We start from the raw sequence: 24990 nt of genomic DNA, 5'->3' as shown, positions 1-24990 counted from the left end.
ACGTCAGGCATGCAGGTCCACTCCTTCCATCGCGGCCACGAGGTCGTGGTCGTGCCAGCCGCGGGCGATCTCCGAGGTCACACGGCCCTGGAACATCACCAGGACCCGGTCGCACATGCGCAGGTCGTCGAGTTCGTCGGAGGCGATGAGCACTCCGGTGCCGGTGGCCGCGGTCTCCTCGACCTTGTCGAGGAGGAACTCCTTGGAGCGCACGTCCACGCCCGCGGTCGGGTTGATCAGGACCAGCAGCCGGGGGTCGTCGGCCAGGGCGCGGGCCATGACGACCTTCTGCTGGTTGCCTCCGGACAGTGCGGAGACGGGCAGTTCGGGACCGGGAGTCTTGATCGCGAGGTGCTCGATCATGCCCTCGGCGAGCCGGTCCCGGCGGTTGCGGCTGAGGAAACCGCCCTGACCGAGCCTGCGAGGAACGGACAGGGTGGCGTTGTCCGCGATCGACATGTCGGGAACGAAGCCCTGGTGGTGCCGGTCCTGGGGGACGAACCCGGCGCCTGCGGCGAGCGCCGCGGGCACGCTGCCCGGCCGGGGCCGCCTCCCGGCGATCTCCACCTCGCCCGCCGCCGGCGCCCGAAGCCCTACGACGGTCTCGGCGACCTCGGTACGGCCGCTGCCGGCGGCCCCCGCGAGGCCGACGATCTCGCCGGCCCCGATCTGGAAGCTGACGTCGTCGTACGCGTCGCCCCGCAGCGCGCGGACGCTCAGTGCGGCCGTGGCACCGGGGTCGAGGACGCTCGTGCGTTCTTCGCGCCGGTCGGCCGCTGCCTCGCCGGTCATGGCGGCGACGAGGTCGGCGCGGGGAAGGTCCGCGACCGGCGCGGTCACGATGTGCCGGGCGTCGCGGAACACCGTCACCATGTCGCAGATCTCGTAGATCTCCTGGAGATGGTGGCTGATGAACAGAAAGGTCACGCCCTGGCGTTGCAGGTCGCGGATGCGGTCGAAGAGGCGGTTGATGGCCGCCCCGTCGAGTTGTGCGGTCGGCTCGTCGAGAATGATGAACCGGGCCCCGAAGGACAGCGCCCGGGCGATCTCGACGAACTGCCGCTGCTCCACGCTCAGTTCACCGGCCGGGGTCTGCGGGTCGACGTCCACCGACCAGGTCGACAGCAGGTCCTGTGCGCGGCGACGGGTGGCCTGCCAGCTGATGAGCCGGCTCTGCCCGTGGTCGTGCCGGTTCAGGAAGAGGTTCTCGGCGACGGTCAGCGTGGGGATGATCGTCGACTTCTGGTAGACGCAGGCCACGCGTTGCCGCCAGGCGTCACGCTCGCTGAGCCGGGGGGCCGGCTCGCCGCCGAAGGTCACCGTTCCCTCATCGGGGGCCTGAAGGCCGGTGAGAACCGACACCAGGGTCGACTTGCCGGCTCCGTTGCGGCCGACGAGGGCGTGGGTCTCGCCGGGCCTGATGGTGATCCGGGCGCCGTTCAGGGCGACCGTCGGACCGAATCGTTTGACTATGCCCGTCGCCTCGACGACGGGCGGGTCCGCCGGGACCCGTCCGTCGTCCGCCGGGGCGGGCGCGGTGCCGACTGCTCGCTCCCCGTCGCTCATCTCAACCGCCTTGTTCTCGTGGGCCGTTGTTCCGGAAGACCCGTCAGCCGAGGTTGTTGCCCCACAGCGCCTTGTCGTCGCTCTTGACGCTGGGCACGCCGCCGTAGGTGGCACCGTCGGCGGTGACGAGCGGGGCGGAGAGCTGGTCCTCGAGCACGCCGTCGCGGACCTGGATGATGGTGCTGTCGTGGTCGGTCTTGCCGGGCTTGAACGTCTTCCCGTCGATCGCGGCCTTGACGTAGTACAGGGCGTACTTGGCGTAGAGGTCGGCCGGCTGCGAGACCGTGGCGTCGATCTTGCCCGCGGCGATGTCCTTGAGCTCCTCGGGGATGCCGTCGTTGGACACGACGAACACGTGCTTCTTGTCCTTCGGGCCCACCAACAGGCCCTTCTGCTTGAGGACTTGGAGCGTGCCGGACAGCGCGAAGCTGGCCTCCATGTAGACGCCCTTGATGTCCGGGTTGGCCGTCAGGTCGGTCTGCAGTTTCTGGGCGGCGACGGCGCCGTCCCAGTTGGTGGCCTCGCCGAACACCTTGATGTCCGGGTAGTTCTTCTTCATGCAGTCGTTGAACGCCTCGGTGCGGTCACGGCCGTTGATGGAGTCCAGGCCACCCTCGAGCATCACGACCTTGCCCTTGCCGCCGAGCTTGGTCCCCAGGAACTGGCAGGCCTTCTCGCCGTAGGCGCGGTTGTCGGCGCGCACGACCATGAACACCTTGCCGCTGTCGGGACGGGTGTCGACGGTGACGACGGGGATCTTCTTCGCCTCCAGCTGCGCGAGGGTGGGCGCGATGGCGGCGGTGTCCTGCGGGGCCATGGCGATGCCCTTGACGCCCTGGCTGATGAACGTCTGCGCGTTGGCGGTGAGTTTGGCGACGTCGTTCTGCGAGTTGGTCGTCTTCAGGTCCAGGCCCAGCTGCTTGCCGTACTGGGGCGTGTACTTGATGTAGGAGTTCCAGAAGTCGGTGTCGGAGCGCGGGTAGTCGACGCCGACCAGCGGCGTGCCGCTCGACGACGCACCGCTGGTGGAGCCGCCGCCGCAGGCGCTGAGCAGCGCCAGTGCGGACAGGGCGGAGACGGCTGAACAGAGGGCGGTTCTGACTCTCATCGGTGCTTCCTCGCGCCGGTCCCGTAGCGGGAGATGCTTCGCCTCGACGACATCTGTGTATCGCCGGGCAGTAGAGATGGGATGTTTATAGGCGCGCCCTTGGCGGCCTGTCTACCCCCATGACCGAATAAGAACCGTAATGCCAGCTCACGACTCATCTCGGGTTGGTCGCGGGGTTGCCGCGCACGCAAGATCCATCCCATCAATCCTTGGGTCCGGATGATCCAAATCGGCCATCAAGCCATAGGTAGACATGCCATGTTTGGGCAGTCCCAAATCGCATCGGAACTGCCCAAAATATGGCCAACTGCCTGGCATCGAAGCGCTTTTCATCCCTGCACGCCGGTTGACATCCCGGGGAGACATGGCGGACCTTCATCCGTAACAAGCGGCGCGCTGCCCTCCCCTGTCCTCTTCTGCATCAGGGATGTCTCCATGTCGAGTTCGATCAACAGACGCCACTTCCTGGCCGGTGCCACGTGCGTCGCCTCGGCGGCCATTGCCGGAGGTGTGTTCGGCGCCGGCATCGCCCGGGCGGCGCCCAGCACGTACACGCCCGACTGGAACTCGGTCGACCAGCACCCCCCGGCCCCGGAGTGGTTCCAGGACGCCAAGTTCGGGATCTACTTCCACTGGGGCGTCTTCAGCGTCCCCGCCTACGACAACGAGTGGTACCCGCGCAACATGTACCAGGCGGGCAGCAACGCCAACCAGCACCACATCGCCACCTACGGCCAGCCATCGGCATGGCCGTACCACAACTTCATCAACGGGGCGCAGGACCTGGCGGGCAACTTCGTGAAGTTCGCGCCGAAGCTGAAGTCGGCGGGCGGGAAGTTCGACCCCGACGAATGGGTGCAGCTGTTCGTCGACGCCGGCGCCAGGTTCGCCGGCCCGGTCGCCGAGCACCATGACGGCTTCTCCATGTGGGACAGCCAGGTCAACGAGTGGAACTCGGTGAACAAGGGCCCGGGGCTCGACCTGCTGCGGCTGTTCTCCACGGCCATCCGCGCCAAGGGCCTCAAGCTGCTGGTGGCCATGCATCACGCGTACCACTTCAACGGCTTCTACGAGTTCGTCCCCGCCCAGACGGACCCCGGTCTCAAGAAGCTCTACGGGCAGTTGGGCTCGACCGCGGAGAACCAGCTCTGGTACGACAAGCTCAAGGAGGTCATCGACCGTAGCCAACCCGACATCCTGTGGCAGGACTTCAGGATGGACGCCGTCGACGAGACACAGCGCCTCAACTTCCTGTCGTACTACTACAACCAGGCCAACAGCTGGGGCAAAGAGGTCGTCGCCACGTACAAGGACGGCATGAACGGCAAGGGCGAGGTGTTCGACTACGAGCGCGGCGGCCCGGCCGACATCACCACCCCCTACTGGCTGACCGACGACAGCATCTCCAGCTCCAGCTGGTGCTACACCCAGGGCATCGGCTACTACACCGTCCAGCAGATGCTGCACTCGCTCATCGACCGGGTCAGCAAGAACGGCAACATGCTGCTGAACATCGCGCCGATGGCCGACGGCACCATCCCCCAGGCGCAGAAGGACATCCTGCTCGGCATCGGCGACCACCTGAAGCGCTTCGGCGAGTCGCTGTACTCGACGCGCGCCTGGACGGCGTACGGCGAGGGCCCGACGAAGATGGGCGGCGGCGCGTTCACCACCCCGCACGCCGGCACGCCCCAGGACATCCGCTTCACCCGCAACAAGGCCGGCAACGTCCTGTACGCCACCGTCCTGGGCTGGCCCGGCAGTTCACTGACGATCAAGACCCTCGGCTCGGACCGGATCAACCTCTCGTCGCTGACCTCGGTGAAGCTCCTCGGCACCGCCGCCGGCACCTACATCGACCTGCCCACGCCGACCCAGAACTCGTCCGGCCTCACGATCACCCTGCCGTCCTCGGCGCCGTACAGCGCGGGCGCCTACGTCCTGAAGCTCGCCTTCTCCGGCGCGATCCCCGGCCTGCGGCCGCTCGCCGGCGCCCTCGCCTCCACGGATGTCAACTACAGCGGCAACTCGGCCGTATTCACCGTCGGTGACTACACCACGGCCGACCTCACCTCGGCCGGACTGGGCGCGGGCAGCATCTCCTCCCTCCGGCCGGCCCCCGGCTACCAGGTGATCGGCTACTCCGGAGACAACTTCACCGGCACCTCCTGGACCTTCACCGACGACAACCCCGACCTGCGGGTCACCGGCAACAACGACCGGATCGCCTCGCTGAAGGTCCAGTTCAACCCGGCCACCTACTTCCGGCTCACCAACGCCACCAACGGACTCGCCCTGGACAGCGGCGGCGGCGTGGCCTCCGGGTCCAACCTCAAGCAGTGGACCTGGAACGGCAGTTCCAACCTTCAGTGGCAGGCCGTGGCGGTCGGCGGCGGCTACTACAAGCTGGTCAACCGCACCAACGGCATGGTCGCCGACGGCTGGGGCGCCACCGCCGACGGCTCTCCGGCCCGGCAGGCCCCCTGGAACGGCGGCAGCAACCAGCAGTGGAAGATCACGCAGCGGGGCGGCGACCTCTACTCGATCGCCAACCGCACCACCGGCCTGGTCCTCGACGGCGGCGGCAACGTCTCCTCGGGCTCCGTCACCAAGCAGTGGACGTACGGCAGCAGCAGCAACCTGCTGTGGTCCTTCACGGCCGTCTGATCACTTTCCGCAGACGCCCGCCGCCGCCCGGATTCCGTTCCAATTCGGCCGGGCGGCGGTGGGTCACCACCACGACGGTTCATCGCTCCCCTCTGCCATGACCACGCACCGCCGATCGGACACCGGAGTCCCCTTGACGGACAGCGCCATCGACCGCAGACGGTTCCTCACCGCAGCCGCACTGACCGCGGGAGCCGCGGCCCTGCCCGGCGGCGCGCTCTCGGGCACGGCGGAGGCGGCCGCCCCCCGCAGATCACGCTCCCCGAGCGCGGCATCCACGACACGTCCCCGGCCTCTTCCTGGACCGACGGCTTCCTCACCGGCAACGGCGAATACGGGGCCGTGCTGCACGGCGCTCCCGCCCTGGAGAAGGTGGTCTTCAACTATCAGCGGCTGGTGCTGCCGAACGGCACCCGTGACGTGACCCCGCGGTGATCTCCGGGCGTCCGGAGGGCGCCCGCGACAAAGCACTCGCGGGTGACTACGCGGGCGCCAACCGGGACTTCGCCGCGGGCTGGTCGCTGCGCTGGACGCAGGCCTACCACCCCGCCTACGAACTGCACATCGACACGCCCGGCATGACCACGGTCGACAACTACGCACGGGTCACCGACTTCCGTACCGGCGAGGTGAGTTCGAGCTGGACGGACCAGTTCGGCACCTGGACCCGGCGGGCGTTCGTCTCCCGGGCCGACAAGGTGATCGTCCATGAGCTGACACCCGCTCCCGGCCGTACCGTCGACACCACGCTGAGCGCCAACACCGCGCTCACCGGGGTTCCCAGCAGCCGCGGGATCCAGGAGGCGCGCCGTCTCGACGCGCCCCGCCCGGACCGGGCGCGACCTCCGCCGACCAGCGGGACCACCCCCGCCGACAGGCCGGACTCCCGCCGTCCGAAAGCAGCGCGGTCTGCCGCAGGCATCCCTTCCGGCAGACCGTGTCACTCAGCGACCTGGTTCAGCGAGCCGCGGCTCACTCACCTGGCCAACCTGACCGCCAACGCCCTGCGGCACGGTGCCCCGCCCGTGGAGGTCGAGATCGACGGCCTGGTCGTGCGAGTACGCGACCACGGCCCCGGTTTCCCGCCCGATCTGCTCGCCGCACTGCCCACCTCCGGCCCGCAGCGCTTCCGCACGGGCTCCCGGACCGGCGGCACGGGCCTCGGCCTGACCGTCGCCACCGGCCAGGCCCGTCTGCTCGGCGCCCGTCTGACCTCCCGCAACCGTTCTGCGGGAGGTTCGAAGGCAGAACTGCGGCTGGTGGACGTCCCGCGCACCCGTCCTAAGGACGCACCCCCGGGTCCGTGAGCGCGGCATCCTGCGCCGGGCGGGGCGCGGCGACCGCTCCTCGTCGGCCTGCCGAAAAAAAATGTCGGCAACCTTTGCGCTTCCTGTGACCACTGAACAGTGGACCGCCGACTCGAGCATCCGAACGGACAGGCATGAAGACAGCAAGGCAGGCCGCGCGGCAGCGCAGGCGCAGACACAGGTTGATGGTGGGCACCGCGGTGGCGCTGGCCGCCGCGGGGGTCGTCGCCGCCCTGGTCTTGGCGTTGCTCCCCGACCGCGGGACCGACGGGGCGTCGGTCGCGGTCGCACGCGCCGCCGGCACCCCGGCGAGAACCAATGCCCCGACAGGCACCCCGAGTCCCACGGGCACCCCGGCCGCGACGGGCTCGCCGACCGCGAAGGGCTCGCCGACGCCCAAGGCCTCCGCGCACACCCCGTCGAAACGACCACCGGCCGCGTCCACCCCGCGGACCTCGCGAACGACTTCGACCACGGCATCGTCGGCAGGGCGAATACGGCCCGGGACCACCTACACCGGGGTCGCCACCGCCTACGAGGCCGGCGACGGAGACGGCGCCTGTGGGTTCGGCCCGAGCGACGACATGATGATCGCGGCGATGAACACCACCGACTACGAGACGTCCAGGGCGTGCGGCGCGTACGTCCACGTCCGCGCGGCGAACGGCGCCTCCATCACGGTACGGATCACCAACGAGTGCCCCCTGCCCTGCGCACCCGGGCAACTCGACCTCAGCCAGCAGGCCTTCGCCAAACTCGCCGACCTCAAGGTCGGCCGGCTCCCGATCACCTGGAACCTGGTCAGCCCGAGCACCTCAAAGACGGTGTCCATCAGGTACAAGACCGGCTCCAACCCCTACTGGTGCGGCATCCAGACGCTGGGCCAACGCAATCCGGTGACGCGGCTCGAGGTCCACACGGGGAGCGGCTGGCGGCAGTTGCCCCGTACCTCCTACAACTACTTCATATCCGCCGACGGCACTGGGTGCGGCAGCACGATCAGAATCACCGACATCTACGGGGAACAGCTCACCGTCAGTGGGATCGCCCTGCGGCCGAACGTCGTGCAACCGACCCGGGTCCAGTTCGCCCAGCACTGATCGCGCGGCCGACGCGCGCCAACCGGACACCGGGGCACTCGCCTCGCCGGCCATGCCGAAGCCCTGCTGGTTCAGGAGTAGTTGAGCCAGCAGGGCTTCTGCGATCTGCGTTTCTCGCACGGAATCTCGGCGATGAAGAGCCGGAGTGTCGAAGCGCATCGACAGCGCGGTCCACCCTGAGAAGCTGTCAATGAGCCAGGCTGAGAAAGTTTCTTGGCGCTGAGGCTCTTGTTTCGCGCGAAACTTCTCCGTTACCTTCGGCTGCGTGGTGAAGCGCTTCGACGATCCGAGGACGGGCCGCCGCGATGGGTCATGAGGCGGATGAACTGGGCCTGACCCAGCTGTCTCTGACGCTCCGTCAGAGAACACACTCGTCTCTCCGTCCGCAAGGAAGCCTCATGACGGAGCACGTCCTGATCAACCACATCGAGGACACCCTGCTCCTGCCCCCTGCCCCTGCCCCTGCCCCTGCCCCTGCCCCTGCCCCTGCCCCTGCCGGATCCCGCCCACTGACCTGACAAGGCCGCCATGGAAAAGGAAAAGCGGAGCTTCCGCTGGGGTCATGAGGCCCTGCACCTCGAGTTCGTCCTCGGCGGCGACGGCAGCGCCCGCCTGAGCCGTTGCCGTCTGGAGCCCCGACACCGCCGGCCTCACCGTGACCCTGCCCACCGCGCCGTCCGCGGCGCTGCTCCGCATCACCCGCACGGAACCGGACGCTCCCTGAGCGCCGACCCTGCCGCCACCCGACGAAAGGACGATCAAGGGTGCCCGCTCAGACCCCGCCCGCCCGCGCCAATAACCCCGTGCTCCCCGGGTTCCATCCCGACCCCAGCATCTGCCGGGTCGGCGACGACTACTACCTCGCCTGCTCCAGCTTCGAGTACTTCCCCGGCGTACCGCTGTTCCACAGCCGTGACCTGGTGCACTGGCGGCAGATCGGCAACGTCCTGGACCGGCCGGAGCAGTTGCGCCTGCCGGCCTCCATGCCATCCTCCGGCGGCATCTACGCCCCAACCCTGCGCCATCACGACGGCCGTTTCTGGCTGATCGTCACCAACTGCAGCGAGGGCGGCGGCAACCTGATCGTCACGGCCACCGACCCGGCGGGACCGTGGACGGATCCCATCTGGGCACCGGACGTGCCCGGTATCGATCCCGACCTGGCCTGGGACGAGGACGGCACCTGCTGGTGCACGGTCGCCGGGGTGGCGCAGGTCCGTATCGACCCGTCCACCGGACAGACGCACGGCACACCGCACAAGCTCTGGTCCGGCGGCCCCGGCGCGAAGGCTCCGGAGGCGCCGCACCTGTACCGGATCGGCGACTACTGGTATCTGCTCATCGCCGAGGGCGGCACCGAGCGCGGCCACGGCGTGTCGATCGCCCGCGGCCGTACGCCCAGCGGCCCGTTCGAACCGTGCCCGGCCAACCCGATCCTCACCCACCGCGGCACCGACCACCCCGTGCAGAACACCGGCCACGCGGACCTGGTCCAGGGCCCCGACGGCTCGTGGTGGATGGTCCTGCTCGGGGTACGGCCGCGCGGCGGGACGCCCGGCTGGCACGTGCTCGGCCGGGAGACCTTCCTGGCCCCCGTGACCTGGGAGGACGGCTGGCCGGTCGTCGGCGAGGTGGCCTTGGACCTGCCCGCACTTCCCTGGCCGCTCACTCCCGCTCCCGCCGAGGAACGGCGCGACGACTTCGAGTTCAGCGAACTCGGGCCGGCCTGGATCTCCGTGCGGGACCGCCCCGCCGACCTCTGCACCACCAAGGAGCGCCCTGGATGGCTGACGCTCCGCGCGCGGGGCGGCTCTCTTGACGAGCCCGATGTGGTGTTCACCGGCCGCCGCCAGCAGCACCTCTCCTGCCGGGCACGCACTCTGGTCGACCCCTCGCAGGGACGCGGGGGGCTCGCCGTACGGCTGGACGAGCGGCACCACTACGCGATCGAGGCGTCCGGCACGGAGGTGCGGGTGATCGCGCGCGTCGGCTCCCTGCGCACGGTGGTGGCCGCCCAGTCCGTGCCCGCCGGGCCTGTGGTTCTCGCCGTCACCATCGCTGACCCGCCGTCACCGCACGGGCCCTGCACCGGCCCCGACGTCGTATCTCTGGGCATCGAAGCCCCGGACGGAACGTTCACCGAGCTCGCGGCCCTCGACGGTCGCTACCTGTCGACGGAGGTGGCCGGCGGCTTCACCGGCCGGGTCATCGGCATGTACGCCACGGCAGGCGCCGTCCACTTCGACTGGTTCGACTACGAGCCCCTCGACGGCTGAACCCGAGGACGTCACTGCGCGCATCGTCCATGACCGAGCGAAGGGAAAGAAGATGAAGGACATACGACTACTCGCCCGCCACCGCCGACGCGGCCCCGGACGCCTGGCCGCCCTGCTGATGGCGCTCCTCGTCATCCTGGGCCTGTCGGGCAGCGCCGCGATCGCCGCGCCGGACGGCACGGCGGCTCCGGCACCGGCGGCGGTCAGAGTTCCGGCCCGGGCCATGGACGCCGTCGCCGCGATGCAGCCCAGCTGGAATCTGGGCAACACCCTGGACGCGATCCCGGACGAGACGTCCTGGGGGAACCCGAAGGTCACCAAAGACCTGTTCGACACCATCCGCGCGCAGGGCTACCACAGCGTCCGCATCCCGGTGACCTGGACCGACCACCAGTCCGCCACCGCCCCCTACACCATCGACGCCACCTTCATGAGCCGCGTCAAGCAGGTGGTCGACTGGGCGCAGGCCGACGGCCTGTACGTCGTGCTCAACGTCCACCACGACTCGTGGCAGTGGATCTCGAAGATGCCCACCGACCACGACAACGTACTCGCCCGGTTCAACGCCGACTGGACCCAGATCGCCTCGGCGTTCCGCGACGAGCCGCGCACACTGCTCTTCGAGAGCGTCAACGAACCGGCCTTCGACAATGCCACGGACGCGCAGAAGACTCAGCTCCTGAACGAGCTGAACACCTCCTTCCACAAGATCGTCCGCTCCTCGGGCGGCGGGAACACGAGCCGCCTGCTCGTCCTGCCCACGGTGGGCTGTACGCCCTCCCAGAACTTCATGGACGCCCTGTCCGCCACGATCGGCGCGCTGCACGACAGCAATCTGGTCGCGACCGTGCACTACTACAGCTGGTACCCGTTCAGCGTGAACATCGCGGGCGGCACCCTGTACGACGCCGCTGCCCAGAAGGACCTCAACGAGGCCTTCGCCCGCATGCACGACACGTTCGTCGCCAAGAACATCCCGGTCTACCTGGGCGAGTACGGCCTGCTCAGCTGGCCGGACCACAACCATCCCGACCGCGTGGAGCGCGGTGAGGCGCTGAAGTACTTCGAGCACGTCGGCTACGCGGCGCGCGCCGCCGGTGTCACCACCGCCCTGTGGGACCCCGGAACGTTCGCCTTCCTGAACCGCGAGACGCTGAAGTGGACCGACCCCGCCCTGTTCGCCTGGATCAGGTCGAGCTGGACCACCCGTTCGGGAACCGCCTCCTTCGACAAGGTCTTCGTGCCCAAGTCCAGCCCGATCACGGCCAAGACGCTCACCCTGAACCCCAACGGCACCAGCTTCCGCGGCCTGTGGCAGGGCAGCACCCCGCTTGCCCCGGGACTGGACTACACCGTCACCGACGACCAACTCACCCTCACGGCGCGGGCACTGACCCGGCTGACCGGCGATCGCCGGTACGGGGTCAACGCGACGCTCCAGGCCCGCTTCTCGCGCGGGCTGCCCTGGACGATCGACGTGATCACGTCCGACACTCCGGTGCTGTCGAACGCCACGGGTACGACCGGCTCGTTCACCATTCCCACCCAGTACCGGGGTGACGTACTGGCGACCATGGAGGCCAGGTACGCCGACGGCAGCAACGCCGGTCAGGCCGGCTGGACTCCGTACCAGGAGTTCAACGCGGCCTTCTCACCGGACTATTCGGGCAGCACGATCATTCTGACTCCCGACTTCCTGAACGCGCTGCGCGACGGCGAACCGGTGACGCTGACCTTCCACTTCCACAGCGGCGCCACCGTCACCTACCACGTCACCAAGTCCCAGGGCTCGGTCACCGGCACCACATCCTGAACGACCGGCTGCCTCGCCCTGGTTGGCCCTCACGGCAACCAGGGCACCGCACCTTCCGCGCGCGGTCGCGTCACTCCTCCTTGGGCGGAGCCGTGCTCTGCCGGACGGTGAGGGTGGTCGCGATCTCCAGTCCCACCTGCGGCACTTCCTCACCGCGGCCGAGCGCCAGGGCCAGTTCGGTGGCGGCCGTCGCCATCTCGGCCAGCGGCTGATGGACGGTGGTCAGCGGCGGATCCATCCAGGCCACGGCGGGTACGTCGTCGAAGCCCACCACGCTGAGATCGTGCGGAATGCGCAGGCCGAGCTCGCGCGCGGCCTGGTAGACACCGAGCGCCTGCATGTCGTTCGCGGTGAACACGGCCGTGGGGCGATCGGGGCGGGACAGCAGCTCCCGCGCGGCGGCGTAGCCGTGCTCGCGCGTGAGCTGGGTCTTCACGATCAGGTCGGGTTGCATCGGCAGGCCGGCTTCCGCGAGAGCAGACGAGTAACCGGACAGCCGGGCCAGGCAGAAGGGGTGATCCGGCCCGCTGATCATGGCGATGGAACGGAATGCCCTTCGCTGTGAGTTGTTCCCGCTCGGCTTCCGAGAGCTGGGCGACCGACAGGACACATTGAGGCCGCCGGCCGACCGTGTCGTCGATGGTCATGCCCGAGGTGTCATGGAGTCCGAACTCCGACACCAGCACACCGATCCGGTTCCTGCGGGCCACGCGCTCGACACCGCGGATGATCTCCACGGCCCACATGCTCTCCAGTTCGCGGAACACGAGCTCCACGAGATTGCTGCGGTTCTTGGGGGGCTTGCGGTAACCATGCTGGTGGATGAGTTGCTCAACCCGGGCCCGGGTCTCGTCCGACACCCCCGACCGGCCGTTGAGCACCTTCGACACGGTGGGTACGGAGACGCCCGCGGACTCGGCGATGTACGCGATCGTCACCGATGGGGCCCCCTCGCCGCGTTGACGTTGTTCTCCCGTCGAAGGTGTGCCCGCTCGGTTGTCCGGCACGGTTGCCCTTCCCCCTCCCCCTCGCTTGCCGCCGCGGACATGGTGGCACCCCTGCGGAAGCCGGCCTCACGCACCGCTGTCGAAATTTCGAATGCAATTCGGAAAGTTCCCGGCGTCACACGCCCAGAGGAGTCTCCACGCACGTCAAGGCCTTCGACATACGGATTCGACGCCCTACCTCGCACGACCGCATATCACTCCTCCGATCTGCGACTCCCGGACAGTCGGCCTGCGGCAGTCGACCTCGCGCCGGTTCCGAATGTTTCGACGTATTGCACGAACCATGCGAGAGGTATTGACGGCGTCCGTCGACCTCCTATCATCCAAAAGGCTCGACAAGCCGATCCATGTTCGGGATTACGAACCTGATGGATCGATCCGGCCATTCCGCACCGCACGAACGCAGCAGGGCACTTCCGCGTAACGCCGAGCCGTGACGACCGGGTCGCCCAAGGAGAACGTCGCGCCCTAGATATGACATGTCCTCATCAATGCATGACATGTCGACGGTCGCTGACGGCACGCCCCGGCTGTCCTCGCCCAGAACGATCGGAGGAGATCGCACACCCCACCCCCCACTCGACCGTACGAGGAGAACCATGAACCCGCTGAAACGCCTCGGCCGTCGCCGAGCTTCGCTGTTGGCCCTCCTGGCCGCGGCCGTCCTGGTGACACCCGGGACCGCGACCGGCGCACCCGACGCCGTCAAGGCCTCCACGCTGGGCGCCCAAGCGGCCCAGTCCGGACGGTACTTCGGAGCCGCCGTGGCCGCCGGACGGCTCGGCGACGGCACGTACGCCGCCATCCTGGACCGCGAGTTCAACTCGGTCACGCCCGAGAACGAGATGAAGTGGGACACTACCGAGCCCTCCCGCGGCTCGTTCAACTTCGGTCCCGCCGACCAGATCGTGAACCGCTCCACGGCACGCGGGCAGCGCATGCGCGGCCACACCCTCGTCTGGCACTCCCAACTGCCAGGCTGGGTCAGCTCCATCAGGGACGCGAACACCCTGCGCAGCGTGATGAACAACCACATCACCAGCGTGATGAACCACTACAAGGGCAAGGTCTTCGCCTGGGACGTGGTCAACGAGGCCTTCGCAGACGGCGGCGGCGGCCAGCACCGCCCCTCGGTTTTCCAGAACCTGCTGGGCGACGGCTTCATCGAGCAGGCCTTCCGCACCGCACGGGCCGCCGACCCGGGAGCCAAGCTCTGCTACAACGACTACAACATCGAGAACTGGAGCGACGCCAAGACCCAGGGCGTCTACCGCATGGTGCGCGACTACAAGGCGCGCGGCGTGCCCATCGACTGCGTCGGCTTCCAGGCCCACTTCGGCACCGGCGGACCGCCGTCGAGCTTCCAGACGACGCTGTCGAACTTCGCCGCGCTCGGCGTGGACGTCCAGATCACCGAGCTGGACATCGCCCAGGCGTCGCCGACGGCCTACGCGAACACGGTCCGGGCGTGTATGAACGTCGCGCGCTGCAACGGCATCACCGTGTGGGGCATCCGCGACAGCGACTCGTGGCGGGCCTCGGAGAACCCCCTGCTGTTCGACCGGGGCGGCAACAAGAAGCCGGCGTACAGCGCGACGCTGTCGGCGCTGGGCTCAACGGCCGCGACCCAGAAGGCCACCGCCCTGTCGACCCGGTCCGCCGCCGCTCTGCCCTCCCGCTTCTCCTGGAGTTCCAGCGGCCCGCTGATCGCACCGAAACCGGACGCCACCCACAACATCGCCGGGATCAAGGATCCGACGGTCGTCTACTACAACGGCAAATACCATGTGTTCGCCAGCGTCGCCAGCTCCTCCGGCTACAACCTGGTGTACCTGAACTTCAGTGACTGGTCCCAGGCCGGCTCGGCCACCCACCACTACCTCGACCGCAGCGCCATCGGCACCGGCTACCGTGCCGCGCCGCAGGTCTTCTACTACGCGCCGCAACGCCTGTGGTACCTCGTCTACCAGACCGGCAACGCCTCGTACTCCACGAACACCGACATCAGCAACCCGAACGGGTGGAGCGCGCCACGGAACTTCTACTCGTCGATGCCCGACATCATCCGGCAGAACATCGGAGGCGGCTACTGGGTCGACATGTGGGTGATCTGCGACAGCGCCAACTGCTACCTGTTCTCCTCCGACGACAACGGCCACCTGTACCGCTCGCAGACGACCGTCGGCCAGTTCCCTGGCGGCTTCACCAACACCGTCATCGCGGCCCAGGACTCCAACAAGTACGCCCTGTTCGAAGCGAGCAACGTGTACAAGGTGCAGGGCAGCAACCAGTATCTGCTCCTCGTCGAGGCCATCGGATCGGACGGCCGACGCTACTTCCGCTCCTGGACCTCGGGCAGCCTCGCCGGCTCCTGGACACCCCTGGCCGCGTCCGAGAGCAACCCGTTCGCCCGCGCCAGCAACGTCAGCTTCCCCTCCGGGGCCTGGACCAGGGACATCAGCCACGGCGAGATGATCCGGGCCGGCTACGACCAGACACTGACCATCCCCTCCTGCCGGCTCCAGTACCTCTACCAGGGCATGAACCCCAACGCGGGCGGCGACTACAACCTCCTCCCATGGCGGCTGGCCCTCCTCACCCAGACCGATTCGACCTGCTGACCATGTGGGCCCCGCAGCCAGTGCGGGGCCCACGCCGTCGGCCCTGATGTCCGGTCAGCCGCCGCTGACGTTCAGGTTGCTCGGTGAGTTCGGTGAGATCCCCATGAGGAAGGCCCGCAGGACAAGGGGGCAAAGGGGTATGGGAAGTCGTCCGCCGGCCGCTGTCAGCGGCGCTGAGCAGAAAGAGGAGCCGCCTCCCGCTCCACTTGAGGATATTTGCGCTGGTCAACGGCCTACTAGCCGTGTGTCACCAGCAGACGAAGAACCTGCTGGTGTCGTACTCGCCGCGGAAGCTCGGCGTCTTCCAGGACCATCAAGTCGGGCGCCTGAAGCGGACATTGCCCTTCAGGCGCCCTTGCCGCCGTTGCGGCTGCGCGGGCCCGGGGTGTTGGCGCTCGGGGCGCGGTAGGGCTCCAGCTTCTTGAGCTCCGCTCCGGTGTGCCGGGTTCGCCGGAGGCGCTCGGGAAGCGGTGTGCGGTGGTCGGGCAGCAGGCGCTGAGCGCGGAACGCGGACTTCAGGAAGACGCGGACGAGGCGCTCGCGGCGGGGGCTGAGCCAGCCGATCCGGTGCACTCGGCAGACCCGCTCGCCGGCGAGGTAACGGGTCAGGTCCCTGCCGAACGCCCGGAAGGGAGCCGGGAACCAGCGCTCGGCGAAGAAGTCCATCATCGCCGTCGCCACCCGATGACCGGCCTCCGTCTGCTCGTACGGCCGGGACTCGAACTTCACGGCGAACTCGGTCATCGCGTTCCAGTCCTCGGGGAACGCCTCGTCGGCCAGGGGTCCGGACTCGCGTTCCAGGAGGCGGAAGAGTTCCTGCGCCCAGCGGTGCCACGCGGTCCTCATGTGTTCGCTCGTGCCGGGCAGGTCCAGTGAGGTCTGCAGGCGGTCGCCGAACGTGGCCAGCAGGACCAGGGGATAGACGAAGTCGTCGATGTCGTCGAAGTTGCCCGGCAGGTGCGGGGTCCTGCGGGCGACGGCCAGGTGGATGCGGTTGAGCCGTGCGGCGGCGCCGCGGCCCGCCGTGCTGGACAGGCCGTCCACCATCCAGGCCATCAGGAAGTCGTTGCCGTCCTGGAAACGCCGGTGCGGTCTCGTCTGCAGCTTCGCGGTGTGGGCCAGGGTGGCGGCCCCCGTGCTCGGCTGCATCATGCGCATGGTGCCCGGATACACCATCATCGCCAGGGCGAACTCCGGGACGCGGTGGCCGACGTAGAGCGAGATCATCCGTTCCCAGTCGGTCTCCGGGTCCATTCGGGCCAGTTCGCGGTCCACCCACTTGTACCCACGGCGCAACGTTGCTTCCCCCCTGTGCCGGGCCAGGCGCCATATCGCCTTGGCTCCTGCCGGAATTCGGTTGTCGTGCACTCGAAGTCGTAGCCGTCGGCGTCCCGTTCGGCCGCCGTGATCCGGGCGGGATCGGCCGGCGGTACGGCGACCCGGCCACCGGCGGCTCGTCATCTTCCCAACTCGCCGATGCAGTAGGCGAGTTCCACCCGCCGCCGCACCAACGCCTCCACGGTATCCGGAGGGGTCGCGGAGTCGGCAAAACATCGAACACGTCATCCGCGCACTGCGGCACATTCTCTTCGGCCGAGGCCCCGCACCGTGTCGACGCGCCACGCACCGCCGGAAGTCCACCGTGTCGACTCTCCAGATCAGGCCGTCAAAGGCCCTTCGCCACCCGGCAGTTGAGGACATGTGGCCACGACGTACTCCGCTATGCTCGGCCCGTTCGAACGGAGGACAGTCGGCGGGAGCCGGACCGCCGGGAAGGAAACGTGAGAGAGCGCGTGATGTCCGAGGATGGCGATCACCAGGCGGTACCGCGTTCGGAACGCGGTTCAGGGCGGCTGATCGCCGATCGGTATCTGCTCCACGACGTCCTCGGCAGAGGCGGTATGGGGACGGTCTGGCGCGCCCATGACCGGCTGCTGGAGCGCCCGGTCGCCGCCAAGGAGCTGCACCTCCTTCCCCACGGCGACGAGGAGCACCGCATCCGGATGCGCCGTGCCGTCCGGGAGGCCCGTGCGGTCGCCCGGGTGCCGCACCCCCACGTGATCGGGGTCCACGACCTGGTCGAGTCCGAGGACCGGCTGTGGATCGTGATGGAGCTCGTCGAGGGGCCCTCGCTGGCCGACCGGATCGCGGAGACCGGACCGCTCACACCGCAGCACGCCGCCACTCTCGGTCTGCAGCTGCTGGACGCGCTGGAGGCCGTGCACGCGGCCGGCACCCTGCACCGCGACGTCAAACCCGCCAACGTCCTGCTGCGCCCCGACGGCAACGCCGTCCTCACCGACTTCGGCATCGCGGCCCTCGACGACGGCGAGTTCCTGACGACCACCGGCGAACTGATCGGCTCCCTCGAGTACATGGCGCCCGAGCGGGTGATGGGCGCGGAGACCGGTGCGGCCTCCGACCTGTGGTCACTGGGCGCGACCCTCGCCACGGTCTGCGGCGGACAGTCCCCCTTCCGCAGGCCTGCGCGGCCCGCGACGCTGCATGCGGTGGCGTACGAGGAACCCGTCCTGACGGAGCAACTCGGCGCGCTGCGCCCGGTTGTCGAGGCGCTGCTGCGCAAAACCCCCGACGAGCGCCCCTCGGCGGCCGTCACGCGCTCCGCGCTGCGGCGCGTCGCGACCGGGGAGACGGATGTCGAGCCGCTGCCGTCGGCGACCGTGCGCGTACTGCGGCCCTCGAGCGCGGTGGCCGACGCGGACACGCTGACCAGTGGCCGGGAGCGGCTCGTTCCGGGCGGGGAGACCGTGCCGACGGCGCAGCACACCGCGTCGCTCAGGGCTCAGCCCGGGCAGCCGTCCCGTTCTGCCGGTCCGAAGCGGCTGCTGTGGGCTCTGGCCGGTGCGGCACTGCTGGCGGCGGGCGTCGTGGGTGGTCTCTTCCTCACCGGGACGCTGCCGCCCAAGGACAAGGAGAACCCGAAGACGACGGCCACCAGCCAGGTGGTCCAGTCGGCGACCGGCTGGCAGTCGGTGACCGGGGTGTCCGTCCAGAAGGGCGACCGGGTCACCGTGCGGTTCGTTTCGGGAGAATGGACGGCCGACTACCGGAACATGCCCATGACCGGGCCGGCCGGATACGACGCGAACACCGACAAACGGCTGGCCGGTGCGGAGGGCTGCAAGGTCAGGCCTGCGTCCCCGTTCGGCAGCCTGGTGGCGCGCCTCGCGGGCAAACAGGGCTTCCCGATCCACGCCGTCGGACGGAAGCTGACCTTCCAGGCGGCCGGGAACGGCACCCTTCAACTCGGCATGAACGACTTCGCCGGGCTCTGCTCCCAGGACAACAGGGGCACGCTGACGGTACGGGTGAGCGTGACGCGCCGGCATTGACCAGTGGCCGGCGGGCTGCGGCCCGGCCTCTTCCAAGCACTCGAAAAGGGCGCCTGCACCGGGCGGTTGCCCGTCAGACGCCCTTCGCGGCAATCGGCTCAGTGGCCGGCCTTGCGGTACAGGTAGTTCACCACCGAGATGATCTCGGCGGAGCTGCCGGCCTGGGACGGCGAGGTGTGGACGCGGCCGCCCACCACCACGGTCGGCTCCTCGTCCACCTGGTAGCGCTCGCGGAGCGAAGGCGCCTTCTCGACGGCATCGGTGACCGCCTTGGACTTGTAGGCCGTTCGGACGGCGGCGACGTCAAGTCCCTCCCTGGCCGCCCAGCGCACGACGCTCGCCTCGGTGGTGAGCCGCTGGTGGCGGTCGCGTACGGCCTGGAAGACCGGGATCGCCTCCTGCTCCGCGATGCCGAGCCGGTCCAGCGTGTAGAAGAGGCGGGCGTAGGCGACCATGTCGGGCTCGTCCGTCCAGACCGCCGGGATCCGCACCACCTTCACCGCGGGAGTCTGCCGGGCGGCCCATTCCTCCAGCGGCTTCTCGAACGCGTAGGAGTGCGGGCAGTCGTACCAGAACAGCTCCACCACCTGGCGGGCGTCGACGCCGGCGACCGGGTGCGCGAGCCGCTTGTACTGCACCCCCTCCTTGGGTTGGCCGGAGGACGCGCCGAGCAGGCACGTGAGGACGGTGGACAGCGCCAGCAGGCGATACGTCAGCTTCATGGCAGCCACCTTTGCGTCGCCTCTCCGAGGCGCGCCCCGGCGACACACGCAAGGTCCCCCGATCGGATCATCCACCCGCAGAACAGGATCACTCACGGGGCCGACCCGTACCGCCGCCCCGGCGAAGGTCTTCACCAGCGCACGACCGCGGCCGGCCGCATGCGGGCACCCTCGGACAGCGATGACGTTGCTGTACTGCACATGCCACCGCCCGCGACCCCCATTGCGCGAAAGACCTCCGTCTTTGACATCGTCACGGGCCTTTGCGGCAAGGCCGCCCATGTCTTCGCCACTGACTCACCCGTACCCACAAGGAGGTACAGCATGGTCGGCAGACATGTCGCAAGCAGACGCCGCACCGCCCTCGCCGCACTCGGCACCCTCGTACTGACCGGGCTCCCCGCGGCCGCGATGGCCGCGCCGCCGCCCGCTCCGGGCCCCCCGTCCTCCACCGCCGCCCGGACGCTCGGCGCCGACAGACCGTCGGACGAGGTGCTGCGCGCGATGGAGCGCGACCTGGGGCTGACGAAGTCGCAGGCGGCCACCCGGCTGGTCAACGAGGCCGAGGCGGGCGCCCGCGCCGGCCGCCTCCGCAACGCCCTCGGCGCCCACTTCGCCGGGGCCTGGGTGCACGGGTCGACCTCAGCCGAGCTCACCGTCGCCACCACCGACGCCGCGGACCTGCCCGCCATCCGCTCGCAGGGAGCCAAGCCCGCGGTCGTCAAGACGTCGTTGAGCACCCTGGAGGCCGTCAAGGAGAAGCTGGACGCGGCGGCCAAGCGCAGCCGGGACCTCGACGCTCCGATCTGGTACGTCGACGTGCCGGAGAACCGGGTCGTCGTACAGGCCACGAAGCAGTCGGCCGCCACCGACCTCGTCGAGGCCGCCGGTCTCCAGGACAAGGGCGTGGCGGTCCATGTGTCGCCGGACCGGCCCCGGCTGACGGAGGACATCGTCGGCGGCGACGCCTACTACATCAACGGCAACACCCGCTGCTCCATCGGCTTCTCCGTCACCAAGGGCACGCAGCAGGGCTTCGCCAGCGCGGGCCACTGCGGCAAGGCGGGGGCGACGACCACGGGCTTCAACATGGCCGCCCAGGGCACGTTCCAGGCGTCCACGTTCCCCGGCAAGGACATGTCCTGGGTGGCCGTCGACGGCGACTGGACCGCCACGGCCGACGTCAAGGGCGAGGGCGGCAAGCGCACCCAGGTCGGCGGCTCGGTCCAGGCACTCGTCGGGGCCTCGGTGTGCCGCTCCGGCTCCACCAGCGGATGGCACTGCGGCACCATCCAGCAGCACAACGCGAGCGTCCGCTACGCCGAGGGCACCGTCAACGGGCTGACCCAGACCACGGTGTGCAGTGAACCGGGCGACTCCGGCGGCCCGTTCATCTCCGGGGCCCAGGCGCAGGGCGTCACCTCCGGCGGTTCGGGCGACTGCACGAGCGGTGGCACGACCTTCTACCAGCCGGTCAACCCGATCCTCAGCGACTTCGGCCTGACCCTGAAGACCGCGACCACCCAGGCCGGCCCGGCCGCCTCGCAGGGCGAGACGGCGATCCCCTGGTCCGCGGGCAAGGTGTACGAGGCCGGGACCACGGTGAGCGTCGCGGGCGTGCGCTACCAGTGTCTGCAGACCCACCAGGCGCAGGGAGTGTGGTCGCCGGAGGACACTCCGGCGCTGTGGCAGCGGGTGTAGGAGTCGTCAGCAGTCGTACGGCCATCCGGTGCGGGGGCGCTGCCCTCGCACCGGAACGCCGGCTACTCGCCCGCGAGAAACCCGTACGCGGCTGACACGAAGGGGTCGTTGGCGCGGAAGCGGCGCGTGCACAGCGCCGCCAGGGCCGTGCCGGTGTCGGGCCGGAAGCCCAGGAAGGCCTGCTGGCCGAGGGTGGCCCCGCCGTGGAAGTACATCGGCCCGGCGTCGGTGGGGTGCCGGAACCACGCCATGGTGTGCACGTGCCGGTGCCCAAGGCCGCGCCGGAGCACCGGTGTGCGGACCGAGCGCAGTGCACCCGTCAGGGGTGAGCCGGACGGGTCGAGGTGGGCTTCGAGGAAGGTGAGCAGGTCGTGCGGGGTGGCCCGGACGGCACCCGCCGCCCGGAAGCCGCCGGCGTCGAAGGCCGGGACGGGTGTACGCCCGTCCTTGCCGTACCCCACGGCGTCGATGCCCGGACGGTGGGCCGACAGGGCGGTGTCGCCGAGTGCCAGCGGGCGCAGGACGTGATCGGCGAGCAGGTCCTCCCACGCCGTGCCCGTCGCCGCCGCGACGGCGTGACCGAGCACGGCGACCCCGAAGTTGGAGTACCGCCAGCGGGTGCCCGGCCTGTGCCCGGGGCGGTGGCGCAGGAAGGCGTCGATCACGCGCGCGGCCGGGTAGCGGGCGTAGGGGTTGGTGTGCCAGGCGGGCAGGGCGCGGACGTAGAAGTCGGCCGGCAGTCCGGGCAGTCCGGCGGTGTGGGTCATGAGGTGGGCGAGCGTCACCGGGTTCGGTCCGGTGTGCCGGGACGCGCCCAGGCAGTCGGTGGCGGGCTCGCCCCCGGACAGCAGGCCGCGCCGGATCAGCTGGGCGAGCAGCAGACCGGTGAGCGTCTTCGAGGCGGACCCGAGTTCGTAGCGCAGGTCCTGACGGGCAGTCGGCGGGGACGGTGCGGTGCCGCCGCAGTGGATGGTGCGGCGGCCGTCCCGGGAGACGGCGAAGACGACGTCGGGTGCGTCGGCGGCTTCCACGGCCGCCGCCAGCCGCTCGTGCAGTTCGGCGTCGGCCGTATCGGCGTCGTACGACTGACCCGCGAGGAAGTCCTCCCCGTCGAGCGGGTCCCCCGGCCAGGGCCGAGCCACGGTCAGGTGAGCCGTCATGAGGAGGCGTGCGCCAGCTCGGTCAGGGCGCGGGAGGTGGCGAGGACTGAGGCGAACGCGGCGACCAGCGTCGGGTGGTAGACGATGTCGAACACCTCGTCGGGCTCGCCCTCGGGCATGCTTCGTACGGCGGGCATGGCGCCGTCGGGCTGCTGGGCGGCGGCGAAGCCCGCCCAGGCCCGTTCGTCCAGGGTGGGGCGGGGCAGACAGGCGTCGACGACGAGGAGTTCGCCCAGCAGGTCCCAGCGCTGCAGGTCCAGCCAGTCGTCGATCCACACCGGCAGCCAGGTGGCGAGGTAGTCGGCGATGTCCGGGGGCAGGCCGTCGGGGTTCTCTCCCCAGTCGGTGAGGTGGAACACCGCGTGGGTGACGTCGTAGGCGATGTGACCGCTGACCGTCCAGGGCTCGGGGGTGCGCGCCAGCCAGGTCGCGCCGACGAGGTCCGCCTCGGGCGGGCTGGGCGTGAGGCCGAAGCGGCGCTGGAAGGCGGCCATGCCGAGGCGCCGGGTCGGGTCCAGTTCGAGGGAGGACCAGCTGTTCAGCCGGTGGTAGAGGGCGGTGGCGCGCTCCACCTCGGGCTCGCTGTAGCCCAGTTCCTTGTACGGGAGGTACACCTCGAAGGGGATCGGCGAGAGCGGCTCGATGCGCTGGCCCTGCACCAGCATGCGGCCGCCGTCCAGGGTGTGCCGCCAGGTGTGGTCCACCAGGCGGTGCGCCAGGTCGGCCTGGCGTGATCCGGCCACTCCCTCGCGGAACAACACCCGGCAGATCAGGGCGAGTTCGCCGACCGGTTTGAAGCGTTCCAGGAAGCCCACTTCCGGGTCGACGTCGTGTTCCAGGCGGAAGCCGTCGCGGTGGGCCCACAGCCATTCCAGGGCCCGGACGCCGACGGTGTGCATCAGTCGGGTGTCGGTCATCCGGGGACTCCTTGTCCGTGCATGTCGCCCGTGTACGGTGCGCGGTCGTCGTCGAAGCCTCCGGTGAGGCGCTCGATCGTGAGTGCCGCCGCGAAGGCGGCCATCAGGGTGGAGTGGTAGCAGTGCAGGAAGTCCGGCTCGGCAGCTGCCGCATCGTCCTCGCGGGGGTCCGGGCCCTCCACCGGCAGGGCGCCCGTTTCGTGCTGCGCCCGCGCGATCCGGGTCCAGGCGTCCTGGAACATGGCAGCGTCGGGCGGGCGGGGCGAACTCGCGGCCACGACCAGCAGTTCGCAGCCGAGGTCCCACATCCTGGCGTCCAGGCAGGTGTCGAGCCAGGGCGGCAGCCAGTGGGCGAGGTAGTCGGCCAGGTCCGGGGGGAGGCCGTCGGGGGTGCGGCCCCAGTCGGTGAGGTGGAAGACGACGTGGGTGAGTGCGTACCCGGCGGAGCGCTCGAACGTCCACGGTTCCGGCAGTCCGCCCAACCAGGTGCGGCGCAGCGCCTGGTGGGCCCGCTCCGGCCGGTGGATGCCGCTGCGCCCCTCGGCCTTGAGAAGACCGAGCCGGCGGGTGGGTTCCTGCTCGGTCTGCCGCCAGCCGCGGGTGCGGGCCACCGTCGCGGCGGCGGCCTCGTACCCGTCGTGCCGCAGACCGGCGCCGGCGAAGACGGAGTACACCTCCAGCGGATACGTGGCGAAGGGCTCCAACTCCTGCAGGCGCAGGAAGAGTTCGCCCCGTCCGGTCTGCTGCCAGGCGAATCCCAGCAGGTCGGACAGGCACGCGTGCAGGGGGTCGTCGGGCGCGGTGTGCTCGCGCACGCTCGCGCAGGTCTGCGCCAGTTCGCCGAGCGGTTTCCAGGTGAGGTCGACCTGGCCGTCGGCGGTGAGGGCGTCGTCGCCGAGCGCGAAGTCGCCGCGGTGCGCGGACAGCCAGGCGAGCGCTGCGACTTCCACCTCCCGGACCTTGTGTACGTCCACTCGGGTCATACGAGGGCTCCGGCCCACCGCATGGCCCGTGCCGCCTCCACCTGCAGGGCGACGCGCGGATCGGTGCCGCCCATCAACTCCACGAAGTCCAGCCCGGCTTCGAGACCCAGTGCCTCCGGCACGCCGTCCAGCAGGGTCAGCCAGCGCCCTGCACCGGCGGCCTGCTGCCAGTCCCGGCGGCGCACCGCCCGTACGAAGCCGCGGGCGACGTCGACCGGGCGGGCGTGGGCGGCGCGGGCCACCGCGCAGTCCTCGCCGGGCACCGCGAGCGGTGCCAGGACGGCGAGTTGATGTGTCAGCGACTGCCAGGGCACGCCGTCGAGCCAGCCGGCGTCGGGTTCCGCGTCGTCCTCGGTCGCGGGCATGTCGAGCCGGCGCAGCGTGCGGCGCATGGCCCAGTGGCTCCACACGACGGTGGGGGCCGCGTCGGCGCGGGGCGGGAAGGTCTCAACGGTCTGCCGGAACACGGTGAGCGAGTCCGGCGCGGGCGGGGTGCGGGACAGGATGTGCGACAGCAGCAGATCCGCTCCCAGCACGCGTACGGCCGCTACGGCGACGCTTGCCCGGGGGCCGTCGTCCGCGTCGCTGCCGCAGACCCGGACGTGGTCGGTGCGTGGCTCGGGGCGCGAGTGGGTCGCGGACGCCGTCGTCCTCGCCACCGGGCAGCTCGACAAACCGGCCTACCCTGC

The 24990-nt window shown here is 69.8% G+C and carries 17 protein-coding genes and 3 pseudogenes; 11 read left to right on the top strand and 9 right to left on the bottom strand.

Going from position 1 to position 24990, the window contains the following annotated elements:
- Positions 1–3: 3 nt before the first annotated feature.
- Both ABZ880_RS17040 and ABZ880_RS17035 read right to left on the bottom strand, forming a co-directional pair.
- Positions 4–1566, bottom strand: coding sequence for a sugar ABC transporter ATP-binding protein (locus ABZ880_RS17040; protein WP_361262795.1), 1563 nt, complete (start codon positions 1564–1566; stop codon positions 4–6).
- Between the two features lie 43 nt (positions 1567–1609).
- The gene (locus tag ABZ880_RS17035; protein ID WP_361262793.1) at positions 1610–2674 is read right to left on the bottom strand and encodes a sugar ABC transporter substrate-binding protein; all 1065 of its coding nucleotides are present in this window, start codon (positions 2672–2674) and stop codon (positions 1610–1612) included.
- Between the two features lie 435 nt (positions 2675–3109).
- On the opposite strand from ABZ880_RS17035, the gene ABZ880_RS17030 reads away from it, so the two are divergent.
- The 7 genes and pseudogenes from ABZ880_RS17030 (at position 3110) to ABZ880_RS17000 (ending at position 11837) form a co-directional block, all read left to right on the top strand.
- A complete protein-coding gene (locus tag ABZ880_RS17030) occupies positions 3110–5341 on the top strand; it encodes an alpha-L-fucosidase (RefSeq protein WP_361262790.1) in 2232 nt (743 codons plus the stop codon).
- Between the two features lie 42 nt (positions 5342–5383).
- Entirely contained in the window at positions 5384–5776 is a 393-nt protein-coding gene (locus tag ABZ880_RS17025; RefSeq protein ID WP_361263467.1) for a glycoside hydrolase N-terminal domain-containing protein, read from the top strand.
- Positions 5773–6048 (top strand): annotated as a pseudogene (locus ABZ880_RS17020) (glycoside hydrolase N-terminal domain-containing protein); the annotation flags it as partial. The gene ABZ880_RS17025 and the pseudogene ABZ880_RS17020, both read left to right, overlap by 4 nt.
- 273 nt (positions 6049–6321) lie before the next feature.
- Positions 6322–6648 (top strand): annotated as a pseudogene (locus ABZ880_RS17015) (ATP-binding protein); the annotation flags it as partial.
- Positions 6649–6782: 134 nt separating this feature from the next.
- Positions 6783–7748, top strand: a complete 966-nt coding sequence (locus tag ABZ880_RS17010; protein WP_361262787.1) for an expansin EXLX1 family cellulose-binding protein — start codon at positions 6783–6785, stop codon at positions 7746–7748.
- 764 nt (positions 7749–8512) lie between these two features.
- Positions 8513–10024: a glycoside hydrolase family 43 protein gene (locus ABZ880_RS17005; RefSeq protein ID WP_361262784.1), complete on the top strand. Its 1512-nt coding sequence runs from the start codon at positions 8513–8515 to the stop codon at positions 10022–10024.
- A 52-nt stretch (positions 10025–10076) separates the two neighbouring features.
- On the top strand, positions 10077–11837 hold the full coding sequence (locus ABZ880_RS17000) for a cellulase family glycosylhydrolase (RefSeq protein ID WP_361262781.1): 1761 nt from the start codon (positions 10077–10079) through the stop codon (positions 11835–11837).
- A gap of 70 nt (positions 11838–11907) precedes the next feature.
- On the opposite strand, the pseudogene ABZ880_RS16995 reads toward ABZ880_RS17000, so the two are convergent.
- Positions 11908–12727: pseudogene (locus tag ABZ880_RS16995) on the bottom strand (LacI family DNA-binding transcriptional regulator).
- On the opposite strand from ABZ880_RS16995, the gene ABZ880_RS16990 reads away from it, so the two are divergent.
- Together ABZ880_RS16990 and ABZ880_RS16985 are read left to right on the top strand one after the other, a co-directional pair.
- Positions 12660–12800 (top strand): hypothetical protein, encoded by a 141-nt coding sequence (locus ABZ880_RS16990; protein WP_361263510.1) that lies wholly within the window; start codon positions 12660–12662, stop codon positions 12798–12800. The pseudogene ABZ880_RS16995 and the gene ABZ880_RS16990 overlap by 68 nt on opposite strands.
- 643 nt (positions 12801–13443) lie before the next feature.
- Entirely contained in the window at positions 13444–15465 is a 2022-nt protein-coding gene (locus ABZ880_RS16985) for a non-reducing end alpha-L-arabinofuranosidase family hydrolase (RefSeq protein WP_361262778.1), read from the top strand.
- A gap of 345 nt (positions 15466–15810) precedes the next feature.
- Here ABZ880_RS16985 and ABZ880_RS16980 read toward each other — a convergent pair whose 3' ends face one another.
- Complete coding sequence (locus ABZ880_RS16980) at positions 15811–16761, bottom strand: DUF2236 domain-containing protein (protein WP_361262775.1); 951 nt, start codon at positions 16759–16761, stop codon at positions 15811–15813.
- Positions 16762–17261: 500 nt separating this feature from the next.
- Here ABZ880_RS16980 and ABZ880_RS16975 point away from each other — a divergent pair, with 500 nt between their 5' ends.
- Positions 17262–18818 carry a serine/threonine-protein kinase gene (locus ABZ880_RS16975; protein ID WP_361262772.1) on the top strand — a complete coding sequence of 519 codons (1557 nt, stop codon included), beginning with the start codon at positions 17262–17264 and terminating at the stop codon, positions 18816–18818.
- Positions 18819–18916: 98 nt separating this feature from the next.
- Here ABZ880_RS16975 and ABZ880_RS16970 read toward each other — a convergent pair whose 3' ends face one another.
- The gene (locus ABZ880_RS16970; RefSeq protein ID WP_361262769.1) at positions 18917–19540 is read right to left on the bottom strand and encodes a thiol:disulfide interchange protein DsbA/DsbL; all 624 of its coding nucleotides are present in this window, start codon (positions 19538–19540) and stop codon (positions 18917–18919) included.
- A 324-nt stretch (positions 19541–19864) separates the two neighbouring features.
- Between ABZ880_RS16970 and ABZ880_RS16965 the strand changes: the two genes are divergently transcribed.
- Positions 19865–21241 carry a carbohydrate-binding protein gene (locus ABZ880_RS16965; RefSeq protein WP_361262766.1) on the top strand — a complete coding sequence of 459 codons (1377 nt, stop codon included), beginning with the start codon at positions 19865–19867 and terminating at the stop codon, positions 21239–21241.
- Between the two features lie 62 nt (positions 21242–21303).
- Here the strand turns inward: ABZ880_RS16965 and ABZ880_RS16960 are convergent, their stop codons facing one another.
- From ABZ880_RS16960 to ABZ880_RS16945, 4 genes are read right to left on the bottom strand one after another with little or no spacing between them, the layout of a single operon-like run.
- Complete coding sequence (locus ABZ880_RS16960) at positions 21304–22401, bottom strand: serine hydrolase domain-containing protein (RefSeq protein WP_361262763.1); 1098 nt, start codon at positions 22399–22401, stop codon at positions 21304–21306.
- Positions 22398–23318, bottom strand: a complete 921-nt coding sequence (locus ABZ880_RS16955; RefSeq protein ID WP_361262760.1) for a hypothetical protein — start codon at positions 23316–23318, stop codon at positions 22398–22400. Before ABZ880_RS16955 ends, ABZ880_RS16960 begins: the two co-directional genes overlap by 4 nt.
- Entirely contained in the window at positions 23315–24301 is a 987-nt protein-coding gene (locus ABZ880_RS16950) for a hypothetical protein (protein WP_361262757.1), read from the bottom strand. Before ABZ880_RS16950 ends, ABZ880_RS16955 begins: the two co-directional genes overlap by 4 nt.
- Positions 24298–24960 carry a hypothetical protein gene (locus ABZ880_RS16945; RefSeq protein ID WP_361262754.1) on the bottom strand — a complete coding sequence of 221 codons (663 nt, stop codon included), beginning with the start codon at positions 24958–24960 and terminating at the stop codon, positions 24298–24300. Before ABZ880_RS16945 ends, ABZ880_RS16950 begins: the two co-directional genes overlap by 4 nt.
- Positions 24961–24990: the final 30 nt, after the last annotated feature.

The sequence above is a fragment of the Streptomyces sp. NPDC047043 genome (assembly GCF_040644055.1).
Classification (GTDB): Bacteria; Actinomycetota; Actinomycetes; order Streptomycetales; family Streptomycetaceae; genus Streptomyces.
This window is presented reverse-complemented; position numbering and strand designations above follow the sequence as displayed.

Coding starts and splice junctions, on each gene's coding strand:
- ABZ880_RS16955 (WP_361262760.1), bottom strand. CDS start 23,318: ATGACCGACACCCGACTGATGCACACCGTCGGCGTCCGGGCCCTGGAA.
- ABZ880_RS16960 (WP_361262763.1), bottom strand. CDS start 22,401: ATGACGGCTCACCTGACCGTGGCTCGGCCCTGGCCGGGGGACCCGCTC.
- ABZ880_RS17040 (WP_361262795.1), bottom strand. CDS start 1,566: ATGAGCGACGGGGAGCGAGCAGTCGGCACCGCGCCCGCCCCGGCGGAC.
- ABZ880_RS16975 (WP_361262772.1), top strand. CDS start 17,262: ATGTCCGAGGATGGCGATCACCAGGCGGTACCGCGTTCGGAACGCGGT.
- ABZ880_RS17035 (WP_361262793.1), bottom strand. CDS start 2,674: ATGAGAGTCAGAACCGCCCTCTGTTCAGCCGTCTCCGCCCTGTCCGCA.
- ABZ880_RS17000 (WP_361262781.1), top strand. CDS start 10,077: ATGAAGGACATACGACTACTCGCCCGCCACCGCCGACGCGGCCCCGGA.
- ABZ880_RS16985 (WP_361262778.1), top strand. CDS start 13,444: ATGAACCCGCTGAAACGCCTCGGCCGTCGCCGAGCTTCGCTGTTGGCC.
- ABZ880_RS16990 (WP_361263510.1), top strand. CDS start 12,660: ATGAGTTGCTCAACCCGGGCCCGGGTCTCGTCCGACACCCCCGACCGG.
- ABZ880_RS17010 (WP_361262787.1), top strand. CDS start 6,783: ATGAAGACAGCAAGGCAGGCCGCGCGGCAGCGCAGGCGCAGACACAGG.
- ABZ880_RS16970 (WP_361262769.1), bottom strand. CDS start 19,540: ATGAAGCTGACGTATCGCCTGCTGGCGCTGTCCACCGTCCTCACGTGC.
- ABZ880_RS16950 (WP_361262757.1), bottom strand. CDS start 24,301: ATGACCCGAGTGGACGTACACAAGGTCCGGGAGGTGGAAGTCGCAGCG.
- ABZ880_RS17030 (WP_361262790.1), top strand. CDS start 3,110: ATGTCGAGTTCGATCAACAGACGCCACTTCCTGGCCGGTGCCACGTGC.
- ABZ880_RS16965 (WP_361262766.1), top strand. CDS start 19,865: ATGGTCGGCAGACATGTCGCAAGCAGACGCCGCACCGCCCTCGCCGCA.